Source organism: Streptomyces sp. NPDC015532 (genome assembly GCF_043078065.1).
In the GTDB taxonomy this organism is placed as follows: Bacteria; Actinomycetota; Actinomycetes; order Streptomycetales; family Streptomycetaceae; genus Streptomyces.
The window spans coordinates 162,764-184,449 of the sequence record NZ_JBIBSY010000012.1 but is presented as its reverse complement, the minus strand read 5'-3'; the positions used below and the strand labels follow the sequence as shown (position 1 = coordinate 184,449).

Annotated in this window: 15 protein-coding genes and 1 pseudogene; 14 read left to right on the top strand and 2 right to left on the bottom strand. The window is 68.8% G+C overall.

Going from position 1 to position 21,686, the window contains the following annotated elements:
• Positions 1–49: 49 nt before the first annotated feature.
• On the bottom strand, positions 50–259 hold the full coding sequence (locus ACF07B_RS30395) for a DUF397 domain-containing protein (protein WP_392181311.1): 210 nt from the start codon (positions 257–259) through the stop codon (positions 50–52).
• Positions 241–1,084 (bottom strand): annotated as a pseudogene (locus ACF07B_RS30390) (helix-turn-helix domain-containing protein). Before ACF07B_RS30390 ends, ACF07B_RS30395 begins: the two are co-directional and overlap by 19 nt.
• A gap of 364 nt (positions 1,085–1,448) precedes the next feature.
• On the opposite strand from ACF07B_RS30390, the gene ACF07B_RS30385 reads away from it, so the two are divergent.
• The 14 genes from ACF07B_RS30385 to brxD all read left to right on the top strand — a co-directional run bounded on the left by ACF07B_RS30385 (position 1,449) and on the right by brxD (position 21,686).
• Positions 1,449–3,200, top strand: coding sequence for a hypothetical protein (locus ACF07B_RS30385; RefSeq protein WP_392181310.1), 1,752 nt, complete (start codon positions 1,449–1,451; stop codon positions 3,198–3,200).
• Positions 3,201–3,637: 437 nt separating this feature from the next.
• Entirely contained in the window at positions 3,638–4,288 is a 651-nt protein-coding gene (locus tag ACF07B_RS30380) for a hypothetical protein (RefSeq protein ID WP_392181309.1), read from the top strand.
• Positions 4,288–5,364 (top strand): hypothetical protein, encoded by a 1,077-nt coding sequence (locus tag ACF07B_RS30375; RefSeq protein ID WP_392181308.1) that lies wholly within the window; start codon positions 4,288–4,290, stop codon positions 5,362–5,364. The genes ACF07B_RS30380 and ACF07B_RS30375 overlap by 1 nt, the downstream gene beginning before the upstream one ends.
• Before the next feature lie 59 nt (positions 5,365–5,423).
• Entirely contained in the window at positions 5,424–5,741 is a 318-nt protein-coding gene (locus ACF07B_RS30370; protein WP_392181307.1) for a hypothetical protein, read from the top strand.
• A 2-nt stretch (positions 5,742–5,743) separates the two neighbouring features.
• On the top strand, positions 5,744–7,060 hold the full coding sequence (locus tag ACF07B_RS30365) for a putative T7SS-secreted protein (protein ID WP_392181306.1): 1,317 nt from the start codon (positions 5,744–5,746) through the stop codon (positions 7,058–7,060).
• Positions 7,060–7,791 carry a hypothetical protein gene (locus tag ACF07B_RS30360; protein ID WP_392181305.1) on the top strand — a complete coding sequence of 244 codons (732 nt, stop codon included), beginning with the start codon at positions 7,060–7,062 and terminating at the stop codon, positions 7,789–7,791. Before ACF07B_RS30365 ends, ACF07B_RS30360 begins: the two co-directional genes overlap by 1 nt.
• Positions 7,788–8,690, top strand: coding sequence for a hypothetical protein (locus ACF07B_RS30355; protein WP_392181304.1), 903 nt, complete (start codon positions 7,788–7,790; stop codon positions 8,688–8,690). Before ACF07B_RS30360 ends, ACF07B_RS30355 begins: the two co-directional genes overlap by 4 nt.
• Before the next feature lie 299 nt (positions 8,691–8,989).
• Positions 8,990–9,280: a hypothetical protein gene (locus ACF07B_RS30350; protein WP_392181303.1), complete on the top strand. Its 291-nt coding sequence runs from the start codon at positions 8,990–8,992 to the stop codon at positions 9,278–9,280.
• A complete protein-coding gene (locus ACF07B_RS30345) occupies positions 9,277–9,507 on the top strand; it encodes a hypothetical protein (RefSeq protein ID WP_392181302.1) in 231 nt (76 codons plus the stop codon). Before ACF07B_RS30350 ends, ACF07B_RS30345 begins: the two co-directional genes overlap by 4 nt.
• A 246-nt stretch (positions 9,508–9,753) precedes the next feature.
• The gene (locus ACF07B_RS30340; RefSeq protein WP_392181301.1) at positions 9,754–11,646 is read left to right on the top strand and encodes a DNA/RNA helicase domain-containing protein; all 1,893 of its coding nucleotides are present in this window, start codon (positions 9,754–9,756) and stop codon (positions 11,644–11,646) included.
• Between the two features lie 92 nt (positions 11,647–11,738).
• A complete protein-coding gene (locus ACF07B_RS30335) occupies positions 11,739–15,638 on the top strand; it encodes a phage resistance protein (RefSeq protein WP_392181300.1) in 3,900 nt (1,299 codons plus the stop codon).
• Positions 15,635–18,523: a BREX-2 system phosphatase PglZ gene (gene pglZ / locus ACF07B_RS30330; protein WP_392181299.1), complete on the top strand. Its 2,889-nt coding sequence runs from the start codon at positions 15,635–15,637 to the stop codon at positions 18,521–18,523. The genes ACF07B_RS30335 and pglZ overlap by 4 nt, the downstream gene beginning before the upstream one ends.
• Positions 18,524–18,565: 42 nt before the next feature.
• A complete protein-coding gene (locus ACF07B_RS30325) occupies positions 18,566–20,314 on the top strand; it encodes an AIPR family protein (protein WP_392181298.1) in 1,749 nt (582 codons plus the stop codon).
• A 16-nt stretch (positions 20,315–20,330) separates the two neighbouring features.
• Positions 20,331–21,686 carry a BREX system ATP-binding protein BrxD gene (gene brxD, locus ACF07B_RS30320; RefSeq protein ID WP_392181297.1) on the top strand — a complete coding sequence of 452 codons (1,356 nt, stop codon included), beginning with the start codon at positions 20,331–20,333 and terminating at the stop codon, positions 21,684–21,686.

Below are 21,686 nucleotides of genomic sequence, written 5' to 3'. Positions count from 1 at the left end.
CCAAAGGCCCCGTGATCCGAACCGATCCCGGGGCCTTTGGGTTGCCTGGTCAGTGGCCCAACTGCCCGCCCCTGACGGCAGAAACGAAGGAGGCCCAGCCAGCCGCCGGGAACACGAGCACCGCACCGTGCGGAACCTTGCTGTCCCGTACCGGAACGACAGTGGTGAAGTCGTCAGAAACCTCGACGCAAGCGCCGCCGTCCGAGTTGCTGTAAGAGCTCTTGCGCCACGTCACGACGCTCAGGTCGATGGATCGCACGGTACTTCCTCCAACATGCGCAGGACGAACTTCCGCGACTCGGCCGGGGTCAACGCCAAATCACGGACTGCATCGTAGGCACCTTGCAGCTTCTCAACCGCAGCGCCGTCTTCGATCAGGTCACCCTTGTATGCATTCTCCGTGTAAGCCACGGTACGTCCGTGCGGCAGACGCAGGAACCACACGTCGGTGCTGTCGAGTCCGTACGGCCCAGCACTGAAGGGCAGCACCTGCACCACAATGTTTCGGCGCTCCGCCATCTCAGCCAGGTGCTCCAACTGCCCGCGCCACTCAGGTGTGTTGAGCAGCGCCATACGCAAGACCGCCTCGGAAAGAATGGTCCGGAACCTGGGCGCATCCTGCCCCGTCCAACAACTCCCGCCGCCCCACCCGAGCCTCGACCTGCTGCTCAAGTTCCTTCCCCTTGAGCCCGCCCGCAGCCAGCACCTCCCGCGCGTACCCCGGCGTCTGCAACAACCCCGGCAGCACACTCACCGCGAAGTGCCACAAGCTCACCGCCTCCGCCTCCAGCGCCATGTACCGCCGGTACCGCTCCCGGAACTGCGTATGGTCCCCGGCGGCCAGTTCCCACAGCGCAAGCAACAGCCCAGGTGTCCCGTAGTGCTGGTCGAGGGCCTGGACGACCTCCGGGCTGCCGAGTGTCTCGCCCTTCTCCATCTTGCCGAACAACGACCAGTCCCAGCCCAGTCGTTCACCGAGCGCCCGCAGACTCGTACCGCTCCCGGCCCGTAACGTCCGCAACTCCTCGGCGAACCGCTGGCGTGGCTCCTGGCTACGGCCGGTGATGACGCGACGCTGCGGCATACCGCTCCCTCCGGGACGTTCGCATAACCGATGTGGAACGTGCGTGGAACCACCACCGCGCGACGGGTAAGCGCGACCCCGCCCACAGCCCAGCCGCCCACACCCAGGCATGGCCCATTCTCGTAACGATCTAACTACATAGCGTAATTCACCCAGCGCAGCCGGGTCGTGGAATCAGTGGAACCGAGCCTCAAGGCCCTGACCGCCGAAGGCGACCTCACCGACGACAACCTGCATGCACCGGGCGGATTCGGGCCTAACCGCAGGGCGTTGAACTGTAGGCTCCGGCAGTGAACGCCGACGACGCCTGGCCGTTGCGCGCCCCCCTTGGGTAGGAGATCGCATGCAGGACCCTTCGGACTCGATGGAGATCGCCGAGCCTGAGGAGAACGGCCAGAGCAGTACCGCCGACTCACCTGGTGCGGACGGTCCGACACCCGACCCGGACAACGACTCCGCGACCGTATCGACGGTCATAGCGGAGGTGCTCCCAGGGATCGCCATGGTCTTCGGTAAGGTCCCGGCGGAACTCGAGCCCGAGCTGCTCGACTTCGGGTTCGTGTCGGCCGCCGACCGCAAGCAGATCTCCACGGTCCTCGCCTCGATCGGAAACACGGCGACCGTCGTCGGCAACCTCGGAAACGCATTCGCCGGCGCGCAGGGGCTCTACAGGATCAGCAGCGCGACACAGTCCCTCCTGAAGGCCGGCGCAACACTCGCGGTCAAGGACGGCGCGAACCTCGGAACAGTGATGTTTCGGGGCCGCATCATCGCTCAGTCCCGTTTCATCCCCGTGAATGCGGTGAGCGCGGCACAGAACGCGGCCTCGATCGGGCCCGCGCTGGCCATGGTCGCCCTTCAGATGCAACTGACCGAGGTCGAAGGCCTTGTCAGAACCAACATCGCGCTGACCAGCCAGGTACTCGCGACTCTCCGCCACGGACAGTGGGCCGAGCTGACGGCACTCGTCGCCACCGTCGATCACGTGGTCGTCCAGGCGCGAGAGGTCGGCTCGGTCCCGACGTCCCTGTGGGACACCGTCGCAGGCAAGAAAGCGGACTTGCGTACGCAGCGTGACCTGTACCGACTGAACGTCGGCAATCACATCCGGCAGATCCATCAGCTCGCCGGACAGGCCCGCCGTGAGTATCTCGAGACGAACGCCGAGGCGATCCTCTTCGACGCGAACGCCCTCCTGTCCTCCGTCAAGGCATGGACCGGATATCAGGCGCTCCATGCCGCGCGCGCGAGAGCCGCCGGCCCCGAGGACGCGGGCGAAGCACGGCTCGTCGACTCCATCGCACGCGACACCCGCACGGAGCTCGACGCCGCTCTCGCCGAGACGACGAGCCTCATCGACTCGCTGACGCGGGAGTTGCGCATCATCGCCGAACTCCCCGGACGCGACACGCTGCAACTGCCGGGGAAGCGGAAGGACTCGATCGCGGCCCGCCAGACCTCCGCCCTTCTTCTGGAGGCGATCGCGCCTCTTGCCGACGCTCTCCATCCGCCGGCCCCTCCGCTGGAGGCTCCGGGCGTCGTCTGCGCACCCAAGTCGCTTGGCCTCGAGCCGTACCTTCGCGTCCTGCGATGGTTCCTCGAGGCCGATGAGATTCTCCGCGTCCTCGGCTTCCCCGATCAGCTCGATGCCCTCGGTCCGATCTCTGCGATCTTCAGCGGAGCAAAGGACAAGTTGGTGTCCGCGAGAGACAAGATGGCGGCGAAGACCCTGGTCGCCGTAACGGATCGCCGCATCGTCACGGCCAGGACGAGCGCGTTCCTCGAGCAGGGTGAGATCCGGCTGGACATCCCGATCGACCAGGTGCGATACGTCCGAGCGGCGACCACGCCGGACAAGAGCGCGCGCTTGGCGATCGATCTCATCACACGCGACGAGAACATCCGGTGGCTCTTCCACACCGACATCGACAACACTCAAGTGGACGCGCTCGCCGCCGTGCTCGCCGAGTCGATGACGATCCCGGACGTCGAACGCGATGAGCTTCAACAGCGGTACCACGCCCCCGTCGAGGCGGACGGGAAGGGCGAGATCACCGGCACAGCGCAGTCTGCGAAACCGGATGGACCCGAGGCCACGACCGGCGATGCCGAGTAGGCCTCGAGCCGATCGGCGCGGATCGCGAAGGCCCGGCCGACCGGCCGCCCATCCTTGATCGGCGGCACGAACGGGGACCAGTCGCCCGCTGGAAGCACGAGCGCAGCGCCGTCCACCACCTGCACTGTCCCGTACCGGGACGACAGCGGTGAAGCCATCAGAGATCCCGACACGCGCGTCACCGTCGTGGTTGCTATCGGGTAGGTCCGTGACGGCGACGACCCCGATGCCCCCATCGCGGGACCCGCACCATCGGGAGCGCAGTCGGCCACCTGAAGTCCGACAACCAAGCAAAGTGCGCGTGGGCAGCGACGGCCAAACCGGCTTATGTCAACCACTAGTTGTTTCTTCCTGACGGGATCTCAACTGGTGTCACCGCATGCCCCACGGATAGCGTCGGTTTACTTGCGCAACCCCCACCTCAACAGGAGTCCCAAGTGAACCGCCCCGCCCGGCTTGTCGTAGTCGCGCTCACCGCATCCACGGCCCTGCTGCTGACCGCCTGCGGCTCGGGAGGGGGCGACGACTCGTCCTCGGACAAGATCAAGGGGGCGGACAGCGGCGGCGCGAAGGCTTCAGCCAGCCCCTCCGTTCCAGCGTCGCAGGACGGAGCCGGGCGGCCGAAGATCACACTCTCCAAGGACTTCCAGGCGAACTTCGAAGGCTGGACGAACGGCGATCCGAAGCTCCAGGCGATCCTGAACGACGGCCGGGAGGAACTGCGGTCGAAGTACGCGGCGATCATCGAGTCGAACCCGGACTCGGACGCAGTGGCTTTCTACAACTCTGGGACTTCCCTTGCCTCCGCCCGCGAGTGGATCAAAAGATTCACCGACACCGGCGACGGTCTGATCGGCAAGGTCACGGTCTACAACCCGCAGGTCCACATCAACGACAGCGGTTCGGGCGTGCTCTTCTACTGCGTCGACGAACGCAAGGCGTCCACGAAGAGCCGCAAGACCGGCAAGGTCACGACCACACCCGACAAGCCCGAGTCCGTGCTGCAGTACCGCGCCCGGCTCGACAAGACGTCACAGGGCGTCTGGAAGAACGTGTCCCTGACGACCGTCGCCGGGGGCTGCAACTGATGCGGTCCACAGCGAGGGCCTGCAGCCTCGTCGTCGTATCCGTCTCCGCTCTGCTCCTCGCCTCCCCGTCGGCCTTCGCGATCGGGGACAAGAAGGGTCAGGCGCCCCCGCCTTCGGGACCGTCCGGCGATTCGTCGGGCAGCACCCTGACGGCCAAGGCCACCCGCACCGGCATCAAGGTCACGCAGGTGAGCGGTGGAGCCTCGGGCACCTCGCCCAAGGCCCTCGCACCCGTGGACCCCAACTGGAAACCCCCTGCGTGCTGGTACGAACCGGTGGCCACGCCGCAAGCACTCAAGGCGGCGGTGGACCGCCTCAAGAAGAACCCCAACACGGACCTGGTGCCCGTCACGCCCACGCTCAGTTGGGGCGAGGACCTGATGGTGGACCACTACGAGAAGGGCAAGGCGGAGAACGGCAGCGGGGACGGCTACGAGAACTACAACCTCGGCAAGGACGGCATGTTCTGGCGCGGGGTGATCAATCAGGACAGGGCCAACGACCCCGCGTCGTACGACTGCGAGGACACCCTGTTCTGGCAGAACGCCAGGACGCTCCCCGCCAACAAACACGCCCCGACCCCTGACGTCCTCGCCGCCTACGCCTACAACAAGATCAAGGTTCCCGAGACCGAGATCGAGCTGAAGCCGGCCGCCAAGTCCACGGTCAACGTGCCGACCTGGGTGTGGCTGGACAAGGGCACCTTCAAGCCGGTCAAGGTCCGCGCCGAGCTGGCGGCCGCGGGAGTGTGGGCGGAGACGACGGCGAAGCCGGTCGCCCTCCACCTGAACCCGGGCACGGGCGACGCCCAGACCTATCCCGCCTCCGGTGACTGCGCGATCAACGACGACGGCTCCATCGGCACCCCGTACACCAAGGGTGGCGCGGGCGAGACCCCGCCGTGCGGCATCACCTACCTGCGTGCCACGGGCGGGAAGCCGTACCGGCTGAGCGCGTCCATCACCTGGCAGATCTCCTGGCAGGGCAGCGGCGGCGCGGCGGGCGACCTGCCGGACGGCACGTTCGAGACCACCCAGGACATGAACGTCCAGGAGATCCAGTCCGTCAACCGCTGATCACGGATCATTCCGCGGCGGCAGGCGAGGACACACAGCGGAGCAGAAACGGGGGCACGATGAGCGACCTGGCGGTCGACTACGCGGTGCTGAAGCGCGTGAGGCACAACCTTGACCACATAGCGGAGTTGATGAAGAAGCCCGGCCAAGAGATGGAACACGTCAACGGCGACTCCATGGGGGTGCCCGAACTCGCCGAGCGCATGGACGACTTCGGCGACGAGTGGTCGTACGGGATCAAGCAGCTGACGAAGTTCTCCGGGAAGGCTTCCGAGGCGCTGCTCAAGGTCAAGGAGTCCTTCGAGAAGCTGGACCACGAACTCGCCGAGGCGAACAAGGCCCAGGGCAAGGGCGGCGCCAAGGGAGCTGGGAAGTAGCCATGGCCGAAGCGAAGCCGGAGGACTTCCCGGCGCTGGGTTTCGTCCCCTGTCCCGGCGACTCCACCACAGCCGGCGACGTGGCCAAGACGGTCCGCAGGACGGCGAAGGCGCTCGACGAGATCTGCCAGGTACTGCACGGCACGGGCGCCGGCGACTGGGAGGGGAAGGCGGCAGAGGCCTTCCGGGAGAAGTTCGACGACGAGTTCCGTCCGCGTATGGACGACGCCCGTGATTCGTTCAAGGACGCCGCCACCGCTCTGGAGGACTGGGCGGCGTACATGGAGCGCAAGCAGAAGGACGCCGCGACGCTGGAGGCTCAGGCGGCCGAGGCCAACGCGCAACTGGGCAAGGCGCACGACAAGGCCACCAAGCTCGACCACGCCGACCAGAACACGAAGGACACCGAAGACCGCCGGGACAAGGTCCAGGATGCGAACAGGGCGGTGAACTCCAGAGAGCTCGAGCTGGAGGAACTCCGCCGCAAAGGCCACCGGATGGCCAAGGGCTATCAGGAGTACGGCAAGGGCATAGCCGATCGCCTCAAGACCGCCATGGACATCGCTCCGAACGAACCCGGTATGTGGGACAAGCTCGGGAGCGCCATCGAGGACCTCGGTGATGCTCTGGCCGATCTACCGGGCCAGGTGGGCGACCTTCTGTCCGACGTCGGCGACTGGATCGAAGCCCACGCGGACTGGATCACCGTCGCCGCTTCCGTCGTCGGGGTCATCGCCATCTTCTGCCCGGCGCTTGCCCCGCTGGCCATCGGGCTGAGCGCCATCGCGTTCCTGGCGCATGCCTCCGCCTACGGAATGAGCGGCCTGTTCCCGCCCACCGGTGAACGTATCGGCAACTGGCTCACGCTGGGCGGGGACGCACTCGGCATGGTGCCGGGTGTCGGCGCCGCGAAGTCGGGAATCATGGCGGGACTCAAGGCGGGACGGGCGACCGAAGGCGTCGTCGCGGGCACCAGGGTCGGCATCAAGACGGCCTCCACGGTGACGAAGAACATCATGAAGAGTACCGACCCGGTCGCCGCGCTGATCGACAAGCCGGTGATGGCCGTCGCCACCAGGCTGGTCGTCTCGCGCGGTGCCGCCCTGACCGCCACCGAGGGGATCCAGGCCGCCGCCATGCTCACCTGGACCGCACCGACCGCGCTCAACGCCTACGCGACGAGCACCGGCCGGTACGACGCCGCCACGTGGGGCACCGGCGTGGCCAACATCGGCACGGGCACCGGCGGCGGTAAGTTCGGCGGGCTCGTCGCCATCGGCAGCGCCATCGGCCTGGGCGCCTGGGAGCTGACGGACTGATGACCTCCACCGACGAGCACATAACCACCGCGCCTCCCGCGACCGCCGTCTCACTCGCCGACGAACCCGACCTCTGGTTCGAACTCCCTCCCGGCTTCATGGAGTTCGACCTCGCCGAGGACGCAGAGGCGCGCCTGCTGAGGATGGCGGACGCAACGGACGCGCTCTTCGCCACCGCCACGCCGGAGCAGAAGTTCAGCCTCGTCGTGTCGGGCGAGTACATCCTCCGGACGATGATCTCGGCAGGCGCCGAGCACGTGTCCAGCTGCTTCCTTCGCATGAGGGACGGGGAACTGTCTCAGGGCACGCTTTGTGTGCTGGTGGAGAGACCGCGCACCGAGCTGCGCAGCCAGGACCGGCAGGGATCCGCCAGGCGCACGGCCGTGCAGTGGCGCGAGCTGTATCCGGACGCCGAGATCGGGCTGGTCATGCTGCCGTACGGCATCGCCGCCCTCTGCGTACGTGATCAGGATCTGCAGATACCCGGCGCGCTGTTCGCCCTGGACAACCCCCTCCCGGCCACCGTCCGGCAGCTGCAGCTGTGCCTGCCGCTGAAGACCGGTCCCGGGTCGGCCCTCTTCGTCTTCACGACCGAGGACATCGCACACTGGTCCGAGTACCTCGAGGTGCTCAGCGGCATCATGAAGTCGGTCTCGGCGGACGGACCGTCGGGGGACGACAGGCCGGGACCGGACGGTCCGGCTGCTGGAGGAACGGAGAAACGAGCATGAGCGGTGCTGCCGAGGATGAGGCGCGGAAGAGGCGTACGCGTTACCCCGTCCCGCTCGCGGTCGGCATCGGCTGCTACGTGCCGGCCGCGATCGCGGGGCTGTTCTTTCTGGCGGACGACTTCGGTCCTGCCCTGCTCGTGCCCCTGTGGCTCGTGCACGGCGGACTCCTCATCCTGCTGATCCGGAAGCTGGGAGCCAAGGAGTCCAGCACATACGCGGCCCTGTTCATCGTGGCCACCTCGCTGATGGCCGTGTACGTCGCCGCCATGGCACGCGACGATCTCACGCTGCAGCAGCGTGGGGAGAAGGTCACGGCCACCGTCGTGAAGAAGTGGCGCGACCCGGCCGAGGGACGCAAGAACCGCGACTACAACTACACGCTGGAGCATCAGGACGGCACCGAGGTGCCGGGGCCGGCCATGAAGACATCCTCCGGCCGCTACGACGTGGGCCAGAAGGTGACGGTGCTCGAAGACCCGCAGGGCGAACTTCGTCCTCAGACACCGGGCCAGGCGGACGCGACGGGCGAGGCGCTCGGATCGGGGGCGCTCGCGCTTGCCGCACTCGGCGCCGTCGGCTGGATGACCTGGCGGGGGTCGGACACCGCGAGACGGCGGGACGACGGAAAGCCGTCGGCCGGCATGCGCAAGGTGTACAAGGCCGTCACCGGCAACCACACCACGGGGGAAGAGCAGGAGGAGAAGCTCCGCGAAGCCCTGCGCACGTACCCCGCCGACCGCCGCGGCTACATCAAGGTCCAGCCCGAGGACTACCCCGACCTGCCGCAGCAACGAGCCGCCCGGATCGCCTGGGAGATGGGCCTGCGTGCCGAGGCGACGGGCAACCGCGGTTCGTGGCGCTTCAAGGAGACCGTGATCGAGGAAGTCCCGCACGATTGAGCCGGCACACGACGCTCCGTGCGGCGAGGCCATCCACCAAGGCCGCGGAGGCTTCAGAGCAGTCGCTCCACGCGTAGAGGCCGTCGTGGGGTCGGGCACGGAGGCAGCACCGCCTCCGAGAAGCTCGCCGCTGGTGTGGAAGGTGTGGAACGACCTCCGTGCCACGGGGAAGCACAGGCCCATCCACGGTGTGGCCGTCCGCATCCGACCGCATTCTCGTAACACCCGGACTACGCGGCGCAATTCGTCCAGCGCAGCCGGGTGACGGATTCCGCACGACCGAACCGACGAGGATGCCGATGCCCCCCACGCCCCGACACCCGGACCACGGCACGACAGCCCACCCCGCCACCACTCAGCACCACCCTCCGACCAACACCCCGAAGATCCAGGAAGCCCTCGATGCCCGCGACGCCCTCGCCGCCGCCCTGTCCCAGGCCGGCATCCAGCTTCCCGCGATGGACATCCGCACCCCCTGGGCGGACGACCGCAAGGCCGAAGCCCGTTACGCACTCGTCCACCTCGGCGTGTGCTCGGCCCCCATCGCCCTCCTGCTCGCGGACGTGATCACGAAGGGGATCGCCGGGTGACGGAGGACGCCGGCGGGGTCCCCGCCGTCGGTGCGACCGTCCACGACACCGCTCGCGACCGCGTAGGACGAGTCATGGGCCACGTCGGCCCGTACGTCCAACTCCGCCCGCTCGCCGGTGGCATCGAATGGGACGCCGACCCCAACCACCTCCGCCCTCTCACCCTGGCCGAGGTGCTGAGCGCCCTGGTCGCCGAAGCGAACGCCCGGAGCAGACAGCACAGGTGACCGGACGGTGGCAGGACAGGGAACAGCGCCCCAGCCGTCCGAAGCCGGAACCCCGCCACCCGCCCACCTTCGACCAGGCCGACTCCATACCGATCCCCGCCCGTGATCGACACCCTCACCTAGGATGGCGAGAACCATCTCAGCGGCCCGCCGGGCTTCCTGATCCGCCTCGTGACAGCGCGGCGGACATCGAAGGACATGCCCCCACCCGCACGAGTCTTCTTCGTGCTGCCTGGGGGCATTTCCTTGCTGTTCCGTGAGTCCGCGGCGTCCGTGGCCACCCGCATCCTCGAAGGGTCGCTGGCGCTGCATCTGACCGAGAACTTCCGTCACCAGCACGGCCGGCGCGCCGGGCAGGCGGAGGTACGGTCCTGGGAACGCAGCCTCCCGGCTCTCGTCAACGCCCTCATGGAGGTCGGGCTCGGCGACGTCGAGGTCCTCATCGAGTACAGCCTGCCCCTGACCAGCAAGCGCGCGGACGCCGTGCTCGCGGGCGTACACCCCACCACGGGTGAACCGTCGTACGTCGTGGTCGAACTGAAGCAGTGGAGTGAGGCGCATCCGGAGGAGGACGAGCCACTGCTGTGCCGGATCCCCTCGTACCGGGATGCCGTCCTCAATCCGATCGAGCAGGTGCGCGGCTACTGCGAGTACCTGCTCTCGTTCAACGGGGCGCTGGAGCGAATGCCGAAGTCCCTGTCCGGGGTGGCGTTCCTGCACAACGCGACCGAGTTCGGCGTCGCGGGACTGCGGAGTGTCAAGGAGGACCAGCACGGGCGGATGTACACCGGCCAAGAGCGCGGCGCCTTTCTGGACTTCCTGCGTTCGCGGCTCGCCGCGAAGCCCGGCGCGGAGGCGGCGGACCTGCTCCTCGGCGGCAGGATCCGGCCGTCCAAGCAACTGATGGCCGTCGCGGCGGCCGAGATCCGCGACCGCGAGCAGTTCGTCCTCCTCGCCGAACAGCGGGTCGCCTACGAGCAGGTGATGTCCGCCGTGCGCAAGGCGAAGCGGTCCAACCACAAGCAGGTCGTCGTGGTGACCGGCGGTCCCGGCTCCGGCAAGAGCGTCGTAGCGCTGTCGCTGCTGGGCGAGCTGTACCGGCGCGGGGTGACCGCTCTGCACGCGACCGGCTCCGCCTCTTTCACCAAAACCATGCGCAAGGTCGCCGGGGCGCAGAAGCCGGCCGTCCAGAAGCTGTTCATGTATTTCAACAGCTTCATGGCGGCCGAGCCGAACGACCTCGACGTACTGATCTGCGACGAGGCCCACCGTCTGCGCAAGACCTCCGCCAACCGCTACACCAAGGCGGAACTGCGCACCGGCCGTCCCCAGGTGGCCGAGCTGATCGACGCGGCCCGAGTCCCGGTGTTCCTGCTCGACCAGCACCAGGTGGTGCGCCCCGGCGAGATGGGGACGAAGGAGGAGATCAAGCGCGCCGCCGCCGAACAGGGCCTCGACTGCACGGTCGTGGAGCTGGACGGCCAGTTCCGGTGCGGCGGGAGCGACGCGTACGAGAAGTGGGTCGTCGACCTCCTCGGTCTTGAGGGCGGTACGCCCGGCGAGTGGGAGCCGGACGGCAAGCTGGAGCTGCGGACGGCCGGGAGCCCGCAGGAACTCGAGGACTTCCTCGCGGCGCGGCGGGAGGCCGGCTACGGGGCGCGTATGTCGGCCGGCTACTGCTGGAAGTGGACCACCAAGGTCACCCCGGACATGACAGCGCTTCCCACCGACGTCGTCATCGGCGACTGGGCGCGGCCCTGGAACGTGTACGGCGACCGGTCCGTGCTCGGGGCGCCGCCCGCGCCCCTGTGGGCCACCGACCCGGCGGGCTTCGGGCAGGTCGGCTGCGTCTACACGGCACAGGGATTCGAGTACGACTGGTCGGGCGTGATCATCGGCCCCGACCTGGTGTGGCGTACGGACCGCTGGGTCGTGGACCGGTCGGCGTCGAAGGACCCGATCTTCACCAAGGCGACGCCGGACAGCGACATCGACCGGCTGATCCGCAACACCTACAAGGTGCTGCTGACGCGGGGCATGGTCGGCACGATCATCTACTCGACGGACCCGGAGACGCGTGAGAAGCTGCGCTCGCTGGTGCATCCGACATCGGGGGTGGAGGCACCGGTTCTCGTGTAGTCGGGCATGTGCGACAAGTGGTCATCCGTTGTCGGTGGTACGCCATACGATCGGATGAGCCCGCGCAGCCGCCTGTCGGAGAGTGATCGTTCATGGCCCAGCAGCCGCCCCTGCTCCGCGATGTCATCGACATCAAGGAGTCCATCTCCACCTCGGACTTCGTCCTCCAGCTCTCGGAGGCGACGACTCCGGAGGGTGCCGAGCGCGCGCTGCGGGACTACGTGGTCACGGAACGGCTGCTGGAGAACTTCGACGAGGCACTCGGACTGATCCGGGCCGCGCTCGACGGGCACACGTCGAAGGCGGCCTACCTGCACGGCTCGTTCGGTTCAGGTAAGTCGCACTTCATGGCGGTGCTGCACGCCCTGCTCAGCGGGGCCCCGGCGGCCCGCGCGCGGACGGATCTTGACCCGGTTCTGACCAAGCACGAGTGGCTCGGCGCGGAGGGCAAGCGGTTCCTGCTCGTGCCGTACCACATGCTCGGGGCGAAGGCCCTGGAGCAGCGGGTCCTCGGCGGGTACGTCAGCCACGTCAAGAAGCTGCACCCCGAGGCGCCGACGCCGCAGGTTTACCGGACGGACGCCCTGTTCGAGGACATCCGGTCGATGCGGTCCCGCATGGGCGACCAGGCTGTCATCGGCGGCCTCACCGCGGTGGACGGCGGCGCCGGCACGGCGGACGAGGAGGACGAGTGGGGCGAGGCGTTCGGCTGGACGCCTCAGTTGCTCGACACCGCCCTCGCCGCCGAGGAGGTCCACGAGGGCGGTCAGGCGCTCAACCTGGTCAGTCCGTCGACGCCCGCCGAGCTGCGGGCGCGGCTGGTCCAGGACGCGAGCACGCACCTGCTGCCCGGCTTCGCGAAGAACGCCGCCGAGGACGAGCACGGGTTCGTCTCGCTCGACGCCGGTCTGTCCGTGATCGCCGAGCACGCCAAGTCGCTCGGCTACGACGGCCTGATCCTCTTCATGGACGAGCTGATCCTGTGGCTCGCGACCCTCATCCACGACCAGAAGTTCGTGGCCCGGGAAGCCGGCAAGATCACCAACTTCGTGGAGGGCGGCGACGCCCGCCGTGCCGTGCCGGTGATCTCGTTCATCGCCCGTCAGCGCGACCTGCGTGAGCTGGTCGGCGAGGAGGTGTCGGGGGCGGCCGAGTCGTCCATCCAGGACACCCTCAGCCTGGCCTCGGGCCGGTTCGACAAGATCACGCTGGAGGACCGCAACCTCCCCCAGGTCGCGCACGCCCGCCTCCTCAGGCCCAAGAACGACGAGGCCGCCGCCCTCGTCACCGCGGAGTTCGAGAAGACCCGCAGGATCCGCCAGGAGGTGTGGGACACCCTCCTGGGCTCCGACCGCGGGGCGGACGGCGTCGGGGCGGACGAGGAGAGCTTCCGGCTGACGTACCCCTTCTCGCCGGCGTTCATGGACACGCTCGTGCACGTGTCGTCCGCGCTCCAGCGCAACCGGACCGGCATGAAGCTGATGGGCCAGCTGCTCGCCGACCACCGTGCCGAACTGCGGCTCGGCGACCTGATCCCGGTCGGCGACCTGTATCCGCTGATCACTGCGGGCGGCGACAAGCCGTTCACCGACAGCCTGAAGGTGATCTTCGAGGCGGCGGACAAGCTGTACCGCACGAAGCTGCGGCCGTACCTCCTGCTCACGCACAACGTGACGGAGGAGGACATCGAGCAGCACACCCACCGGCCCGACAGCGTCACCGACCCCGCCCTGCGCACCCGGATCAAGCAGTTCACCGGCGACAACCGGATCGTCGGCACGCTGCTGCTGTCGGCCCTCGCCCCGAGCGTCCCCGCCCTGTCCGACCTGACCATCCGCCGGCTGTCCGCGCTCAACTACGGCTCGGTGGTCGCCCCGATCCCGGGCCGCGAGTACGGCATCCTGAAGAACAAGATCGCCGAGTGGGCGGGCCGGTTCCCCGAGATCAAGGAGACCGGCACCGAGGCCAACCCCGGTGTCCGGCTCGAACTGTCCGGCGTGGACGTCGACTCGGTGATCGCCAACGCGAACGTCAACGACAACCCCGGCAACCGCGAGGCCCTCGCCAAGCGGCTCCTCGTCGAGGAACTCGGCATCGACCAGGACCATCTGATCAACGAGCTGCACTTCGCGTGGCGGGGCACGGAACGCAGTGTCGAGGTGGTGTTCGGCAATGTCGCCGACGAGGACGCACTGCCGGACCACGACCTGATGCCCCAGCAGGACGGGCACTGGCGGATCGTGATCGACCTCCCGTTCGACGAGAGCGAGTGGGGGCCGCGCGAGGACGCCAACCGGATGCAGCGGCTGCGCGAGCGGCAGGGCGAGCCGTCCCGGAGCGTCGCCTGGCTTCCCACCCACCTCTCCAGCCAGCGGTACGCCGACTTCCGCCGCCTCGTCGTCATCGACAAGGCGCTGTCCGACAGCCAGCGGTTCGACGGCCAGTACGCGGGCCATCTGAGCCCCGACAACCGGGCCCGCGCCAAGGGGCTGCTGGAGACCCAGCGGGAGTCGCTGCTCAAGAACGTGAAGGCGGCCTTCAAGCAGGCGTACGGCCTCGCCGACAAGAAGGCCACCGACGTGGAACTCGGCTTCGGCGACCATCTGGAGTCGCTGCGCGAGGTCGAGGGGCTGGTCCTGTCCTTCGGCCAGTCGCTGCGGGACGGAATCCGGCACATCGCCGGAAAACTGCTCGCGAGCCAGTACCCGGACCACCCGAACCTGGATCCCGACGGCAACGGAACTGTCGTCCGACCTGCCGACGCCAAGAAGGTGTTCACGCATGTACGGGCCGCCGCTGAGGCCCGCGACGGACGCGCCGAAGTCTCCGCACCCGACCGGAACCTGATGCGGCGGGTGGCCGCTCCGCTGCGGCTGGGTCAGCAGAAGGAGGCGTACTTCGAGCTGTCGCAGTACTGGGCGGACCACTTCCGGCAGCTCGCCAGCGGCCAGGGGGCGACCGGCGACCTCAGTCTGATCACCCTCACCGACTGGACGGACCGGCCGACACCGCGCGGCCTGCCGGGCTTCCTCGCCCGGCTCGTCGTGGCCTCGTTCGCCGAGATGGACGACCGGGTGTGGGTGCGCGCGGGCACTCCGCTCGACCCGGCACCCGCACTGAACGAGATCAAGGACCACGACGCGCTGCGCAGCCAGCCGCTGCCCTCCGAGGAGAACTGGGCGGCCGCTCGCGAGCGGTTCACGGCCGTCTTCGGCGAGCCCGCCCCCACACTGCGGCGTGGCCGCATGGTCAACCAGCTCGCCCGGCAGATCGCCCAGCAGGCCGGCGCTCACCAGGAGGCGGCCCGTGAGCTGGTGACCCAGCTGGAGCGGCACACAGGGTTCCTGCGGCTCGACGAGACCGTCGAGGGCGGGCGCCTCGCCCTGGCCCGTCGGGCGGTCGAGCTGCTCCAGGAACTCACGCGCTCGTCCGGACAGGGTGCCGCCGGAGCCCGGAAGACCGTCGAAGCCCTGGCCGCCTTCGATTTCGGCGGCGTGGGAGCAGACCGGTTCGGGACCTCGGTCAAGCAGGCCCGTGCGGTGGCGCAGGCACTGGACTCGGCGTCCTGGACCACCCTCGACCTGGCGTCCTCGGAGGGCCCCGAGGGAGAAGCGCTGCTGGAGTCCCTGCGCAACGCCGCCCAGAGCGACCAGCGGACCAACGACCTGAAGGCGGCCCTGACCCGGACACAGCACGAAGTGCTGGCGCTGGTGAAGCGCAACCGCGCGACGCCGACCCCACCGCCCGCACCCCCGGCCCCGCGGCCCGGTGACGTACCCCTCGACACCCCGACGAGTCACCCGCCGGTCCCCGAGCAGGAGCCCGGCACAAGCTCGTCCGGCCCGGCCACTTTCGGGCGGGTCAAGCGCTCCGGCGGCGGCCGTACCACGGCGGCCCGAGCGGTGGCCGAGCTGCAGGCGGAGATCGCGGAGCTGGCGGCGCGCGAACCCGGTGCCACGGTCGAGATCACCTGGCAGGTCGTCGAACGATGAGCACGACGACGACCAGCGCGGTGGCCGTGCGGCTGAACCTCGCCACGATCACCCAGTACCTGTCCGCCCAGACCTCCCTCGCCGACACCCTCACGGGCCGCGACCGGCGGCGGGCCGTGCTGCTGCGCTCCAGACCGCAGTGGGATGGCCCGGACGAGCACGTCTGGGGCGACGGGCAGTCCGCCCGCATCGCGGCGGCGCCTTCCCCGCTGGCCGTGCACGAGCTGCTGCTCGGCCATCTGTCGGACACGGCGACCGGGCCCGCCCTGCTCGTCGTCCTGACCGACCGCGAGCAGAACGAGCTCGACCCCGCCATCCTGGCCCGCGCCCACAAGGCCCGCGTCGACACGGTGGACAGCTGGGACGTGGTGCGGGACGCGTTCGGAGCGCATCAGGTCGACCAGCGACTCCGGGACGACAAGTGGGCCGCGGAGGCTCTCCTGGACGCCGCACCGCCGAGGGGCGGCTGGCCGCGGCTGGGAGGCGGCATGCTGTCACGGGGCACCGCCCTGTCCGCGCTCGCGCTGCGCCGCCTGCGACTGGGCCGCTACGCGGACGAGGAGACCCGAGCGGACCACACCACCTCCGCCGACCGGCTCGACACCCACGCCCTGCTGAGCTGGTCCCTGATGTCCGGCCGCCCCGAACGGCTGCTGGCACTGCGCGGCCCCGAGCGCGTAGGCCTTGCGCAGTTCCTCGGCGAGGAGGACCAGGCCGGACTCGCCGGGCGCGCCCTGCTGGCCCTGGTCGAGGCCGAACACGGTCCGGACGCCGTGGCCTTCGGGCTGGTGTGCGCCGCCCTGTGGTGCCACGCCGAACCGGACGCGGCCACCTACACGGCTCGCGGCCGCGCGGAGCGGTGGTTCGGAGAGCGTCCCCCGGCACAGGGCGAACAGCTCGACGCCATGGCAGCCGCCTTCGGCCGCGTCTCGGAGGAATACGTCGGCACGCTGCTCGCCGGAGCCGCCAGAGAAGGCGGCGCGGCCTCGGAAGGAGCCCGTGAGGCCCGCCGGACCAGCGACACGGTGCTGGAGCGCGCTTCGGCACTGGTCCGCCAGTTCGGCGCGGAAGCCGCTGCCGGCACCAGCCCCCTCCTGCCGGCCGGGCTGGACGCCAGGTTCACCGCCGTCGGGACGGCCTTGGCGGACGGCGAACCGGGACGGCTCGGGGCGGCCGTCCGCGCCCTGAGCGAGCACCGGCGCGCGCACGGACCGGAGGTTCGGGCCAGGATCGAGCGGACCCGCATGGGCCAGCGGCTCGTCCAGTGGCTTGCCGGCGAACCGGCGTTCGAGGCACCCCACGTCGACGCGGCCCTGCAGCTCCATGTGGACGAGACCGGCTGGGTCGACCGCGCCCTGGAACACATCGAGGCCGGCGGGGACCCGGACGACCGCCTGAGGGCCGCCTACGACGTGCTGGCCGCGCGCGTTCGCGAACGGCGACACGAGATCGACCGTGACTTCACCCGGGTGCTGGCGACCTGGACCGCGGCCGGCACCGACCCCGGCCGGATGCTGACGGTGGAGACGTTCCTCGAGCGCGTGGTGAAACCGGTCGTCCGCGGCGCCGCCGAACGGCGCGTGCTGCTGATCGTCCTGGACGGGATGAGCACCGCCATCGCGACCGAGCTGGGTGAGGAACTACGCGCTTCCTGGGCCGAGTTCGACCCGGTGGACGAGGGTGCCCCGTGCCGCCGCGCCATGGCCGCGGCGCTCCCCACCCTCACCTCCGTCTCCCGCACCTCCCTGTTCGCCGGGAAGCTGACGCAGGGGTCGCAGAACGACGAGGCCCGGTTGTTTCCCACCCTTCCCCTGTGGGGCGGCGCGTCGGCAGCCGTGTTCCACAAGGACGACCTGCGGGCCGACAGCGCGGGCGAGACATTCGGGCCCGCGCTCACGGCAGCGCTCACGGACGGCCGTACGCATGTGGCGGTCGTCCTCAACGCGATCGACGACCGGCTCGCCAAGGAACAGAAACTGGGAGACGGAGCCTGGCAGACCGAGCACATTCCCGGCCTGCCGGACCTGCTGAGGATCGCCGCCACGGAGGGCATGGCGGTGGTGATCACCAGTGACCACGGGCATGTCGTCGACCGGCACGGCGCGAAGGTCGACACCGGCTCGCCGCTGTCCGCACGCCATCGGTCCCCGGGCGGAGAAGTGGGCCCGGCGGAGATCGCCCTTCACGGCAGCCGGGTCGTCGCACCGGAGGCCGGCGGATCGATCGTCGCCCTGTGGGACGCCGACTCGCGGTACACGGCTCGCAAGGCCGGCTACCACGGCGGAGCTTCCCTCGCCGAGTTCACCATTCCCGTGCTGGCCTTCCTGCGGTTCGAGGCGTCCCCTCCCCCGTCCTGGCGGGAGTTGGGGGATCCACGACCGACCTGGTGGCTGCTGGACGAGCGCGCATCCCTCCCCGCCTCATCCGCCCCGACGGCCACCACGAAACGGCAGGCACGGCAGAAGCCGACGAGAGGCCAGGCCCAACTGGCCCTCACCCATGACTCGTTGTTCCCCGTCGCCGTGATCCCGACGTCCGACGGCGAGACACTGGTGACCGTCACCGCCGTAGATCCCGACGACGCGGTCGTCTCGTCGCTGTTCGCCTCGGAGTCGTTCCAGGGCCAGATCGGCCTGCTCGCGCGCAAGCCGCCCATGGACAAGGTGGAGGGGGCGATCCGGGCCCTGATCGACGCCGGGGGCACGCTGCCGGTGTCAGCTCTGGCCCAGCGCGTGTCCTACCCGGTGACCCGGGCGGACGGGTTCGCCGCGATCCTGCGCCAACTGCTCAACTACGACGGGGTACAGGTTCTGGAAACACTGCCGGACGGACGGACCGTGCGTCTCGATCTCCCCTTGCTCCGCATGCAGTTCGACCTAGGCTGACGGTTCCATCCGCCGTGTTCCTCCACCGATGAGCCGGGAGCCATGAGCGCCAACGACCGTGTGCTGATCAACCAGATGATCGAAGACAGGCGGAACGCCCGCGCCGTCCCTCTTTCGTTCGATGCGGCCTTCGAAAGGTTCGCGAGCGAACACGCGTTACATGGCTTCGGCCTCTCGGAGGAGGAAATCGAAGCGGGTGTGATCGGGGGCGCGAACGACGGCGGTATCGACGGCGCTTACGTCTTCCTCGGTGGCCGGCTTCTGCACGAGGACAGCGAGATCTTCCAGCAGTCCTCCGCCGTCTCGAACGTGGAGAACGGAACTCAACTGACGCTCTGGCTCGTTCAGGCCAAGACCAGCCCCGGCTTCTCCGAGACGGCCCTGGACAAAGTGATGTCCACGTGCACGAACCTCCTGGACATGGAGGTCGACGAGACCGTCGTGGGGGTGCTGTACACCGAGGATCTCCTCGCCCGCTTCCGACTCTTCAGAACGGCGTTGACCCGGCTCCTCAGCCGTCACCCGACGGTGCTGATCAAGTTCTCGTACGTGACGCGCGGCGAGGCGAGCGAGGTACACCCCAAGGTCCAGGCCAAGGCCAAGATCCTTGAAGGACAGTTCTCCAACGCCTTCGCGATCTCCACCGGCGAAGTCGAGTTCCTGGGCCCCGCGGAACTCTGGAAGCGCGCCAGCACCCTCCCGTCGTACACCCTGGAGCTCCCCTACCGGGAGAGCATCACCCACGGCACGAGCCATGTCGCGCTCGTCGGCCTGGGCGAGTACATCGACTTCCTCAGCGACGAGACCGGGGCGATCAAGTCCCACATCTTCGACTGGAACGTCCGCGACTACCAGGGCAATGTCGAAGTCAACCGGGAGATAACGGCCTCGCTCCAGAACCCCGAAGCACCCGAGTTCTGGTGGCTCAACAACGGCATCACCATCGTGTGTTCGCAGGCCACCGCGATCGGGAAACGGCTGAGCCTCTCCGACGTACAGATCGTCAACGGTCTGCAGACCTCCTACACGCTCCACGAAACGCTGCACGAGCTCTACATGACCGACCCTGCCGACCCTGTCTTCAACCGGCTGGTGCAGGTCCGCATCCTCGTCACCGTGGACCAGGCAGCGCGCGACTCCGTCATCCGCGCCACCAACCGTCAGACCAGCGTGCCCGTCGCCTCCCTCAGGGCCACTGACGACATCCAGCGGCAGATCGAGTCGTACTTCCTCGAACACGACTGGTTCTACGACCGGCGCAAGAACTTCTACCGCAACCAGGGAAAGCCGGCCGACCGCATCGTCAGCATTCCCTTGCTGGCGCAGTCCGTGATGGCCATGGCCCTCGGCCAGCCCGACTACGCCCGTGCCCGCCCGTCGAGCCTGCTGAAATCCGACGCGGACTACCGGCGCGTCTTCTCGGCCAAGACGGAACTCCCCGTCTATCTGTGGCTGGCCAAGGCACAACGCCAAGTGGACGAGTTCCTGCAGTCGATGTCGGATCCCACTTCCAAGGCACAGCACACGAACCTTCACTTCCACCTGGCCATGCTCGGCGCCGTGGACCTCATGGGCCGCGCGTTCAGCAAGCCGGAAACCCTGAACAACGCCGCCCGCGAGAACGTCTTCCCGAGCCCGGTGCGTCTCGAGGCGTTGTGGGGATCGCTCCAGGAGCAGTTCGAGTCTTTTCAGAGACAGAACCGGTCAGGACCGGACAAGACCGCGAAGAGCAGCGAGTTCGTCGGCCATCTGACCAGCAACCTCGGCTACGGGAGCCTCCGCCGCCGGTGACTTCGGGGCACGGTGCATGCCCCACCGCGGATGGGAGAATGGGCGGGTGATCGACCCTCGCCCTTCTCCCGTCTCCGCCGCCCGGCGGCGGACCGCCATCGACGCGCTCCGGCGCGGTGCCGTGCCCGAGAGCGGCCTGGATCTGCTCGCCACCGGGCTGGGCCGTTTCGAGTCCGCGCTCGACGCCGAACTCGACGCGGTCGCCTCCGGCGCCTCGGTCTTCAAGGCTGTACGAGGCGAGTACGGATCCGGCAAGACCTTCTTCACGCGCTGGCTCGGGGAACGCGCCAAGCAGCGCAACTTCGCCGTCGCCGAGATCCAGATCTCGGAGACGGAGACACCTCTGCACAAGCTGGAGACCGTCTACCGGCGCCTCACCGAGCGGCTGTCCACCCCCAGCTTCCCGCCGAGCGCCCTGCGGCCCGTGGTGGACGCCTGGTTCTACGCCCTGGAGGAGGACGCCCTTGCCGCGGGGGCGGACGAGGACGATCTGAGCGGCGCGGTGGAGGAACTGCTCGCCGCCCGGCTGACCGAGGTGTCACGGCACGCCCCGTCCTTCGCGGCCGCGCTGCGCGGCTACCGGTCCGCGCTCACGGAAGGCGACGAGTCGACGGCCTCCGCCGTCCTCGCCTGGCTCGGCGGCCAGCCCCATGTGGCGGCGGCGGCCCGCCGGTCCGCAGGGGTACGCGGCGACCTGGACCACTTCGGTGCCCTGGGTTTCCTGCAGGGACTGCTCACCGTCCTGCGGGACTCCGGCCACCGGGGGCTGTTCGTCGTCCTGGACGAGGTGGAGACCCTGCAGAGAGTGCGGTCGGACGCCCGCGACAAGGCACTCAACGCCCTGCGGCAGCTGATCGACGAGGTCCACTCCGGACGGTTCCCCGGTCTCTATCTGGTCATCACCGGCACACCTGCCTTCTACGACGGCCAGCAGGGCGTACAGCGGCTCCCACCGCTCGCCCAGCGGCTCGCCACGGACTTCACCACCGACCCGCGGTTCGACAACCCCCGGGCGGTCCAAGTGCGCCTTTCGGGTTTCACTCTGGAGTCTCTGACGAGCGTCGGGGTGACCATCCGCGATCTCTACGCCTCCGGGGCGGACTCGTCCGACCGAATCAAGACGCTGGCCGACGACGCCTACATCGCCGATCTCGCCCGTGCGGTGGGAGGAGCTCTCGGCGGCAAGGTCGGCGTGGCACCCCGGCTCTTCCTCAAGAAGCTCGTCGGCGATGTCCTCGACCGTATCGACCAGTTTCCGGACTTCGACCCGCGTCAGCACTACCGGCTGACCGTGGACAGCAATGAACTCACCGACGTCGAACGCAATTTGTCCGAGTCGTCGTCGGCAGACGACATCGACCTGGAGCTGTGA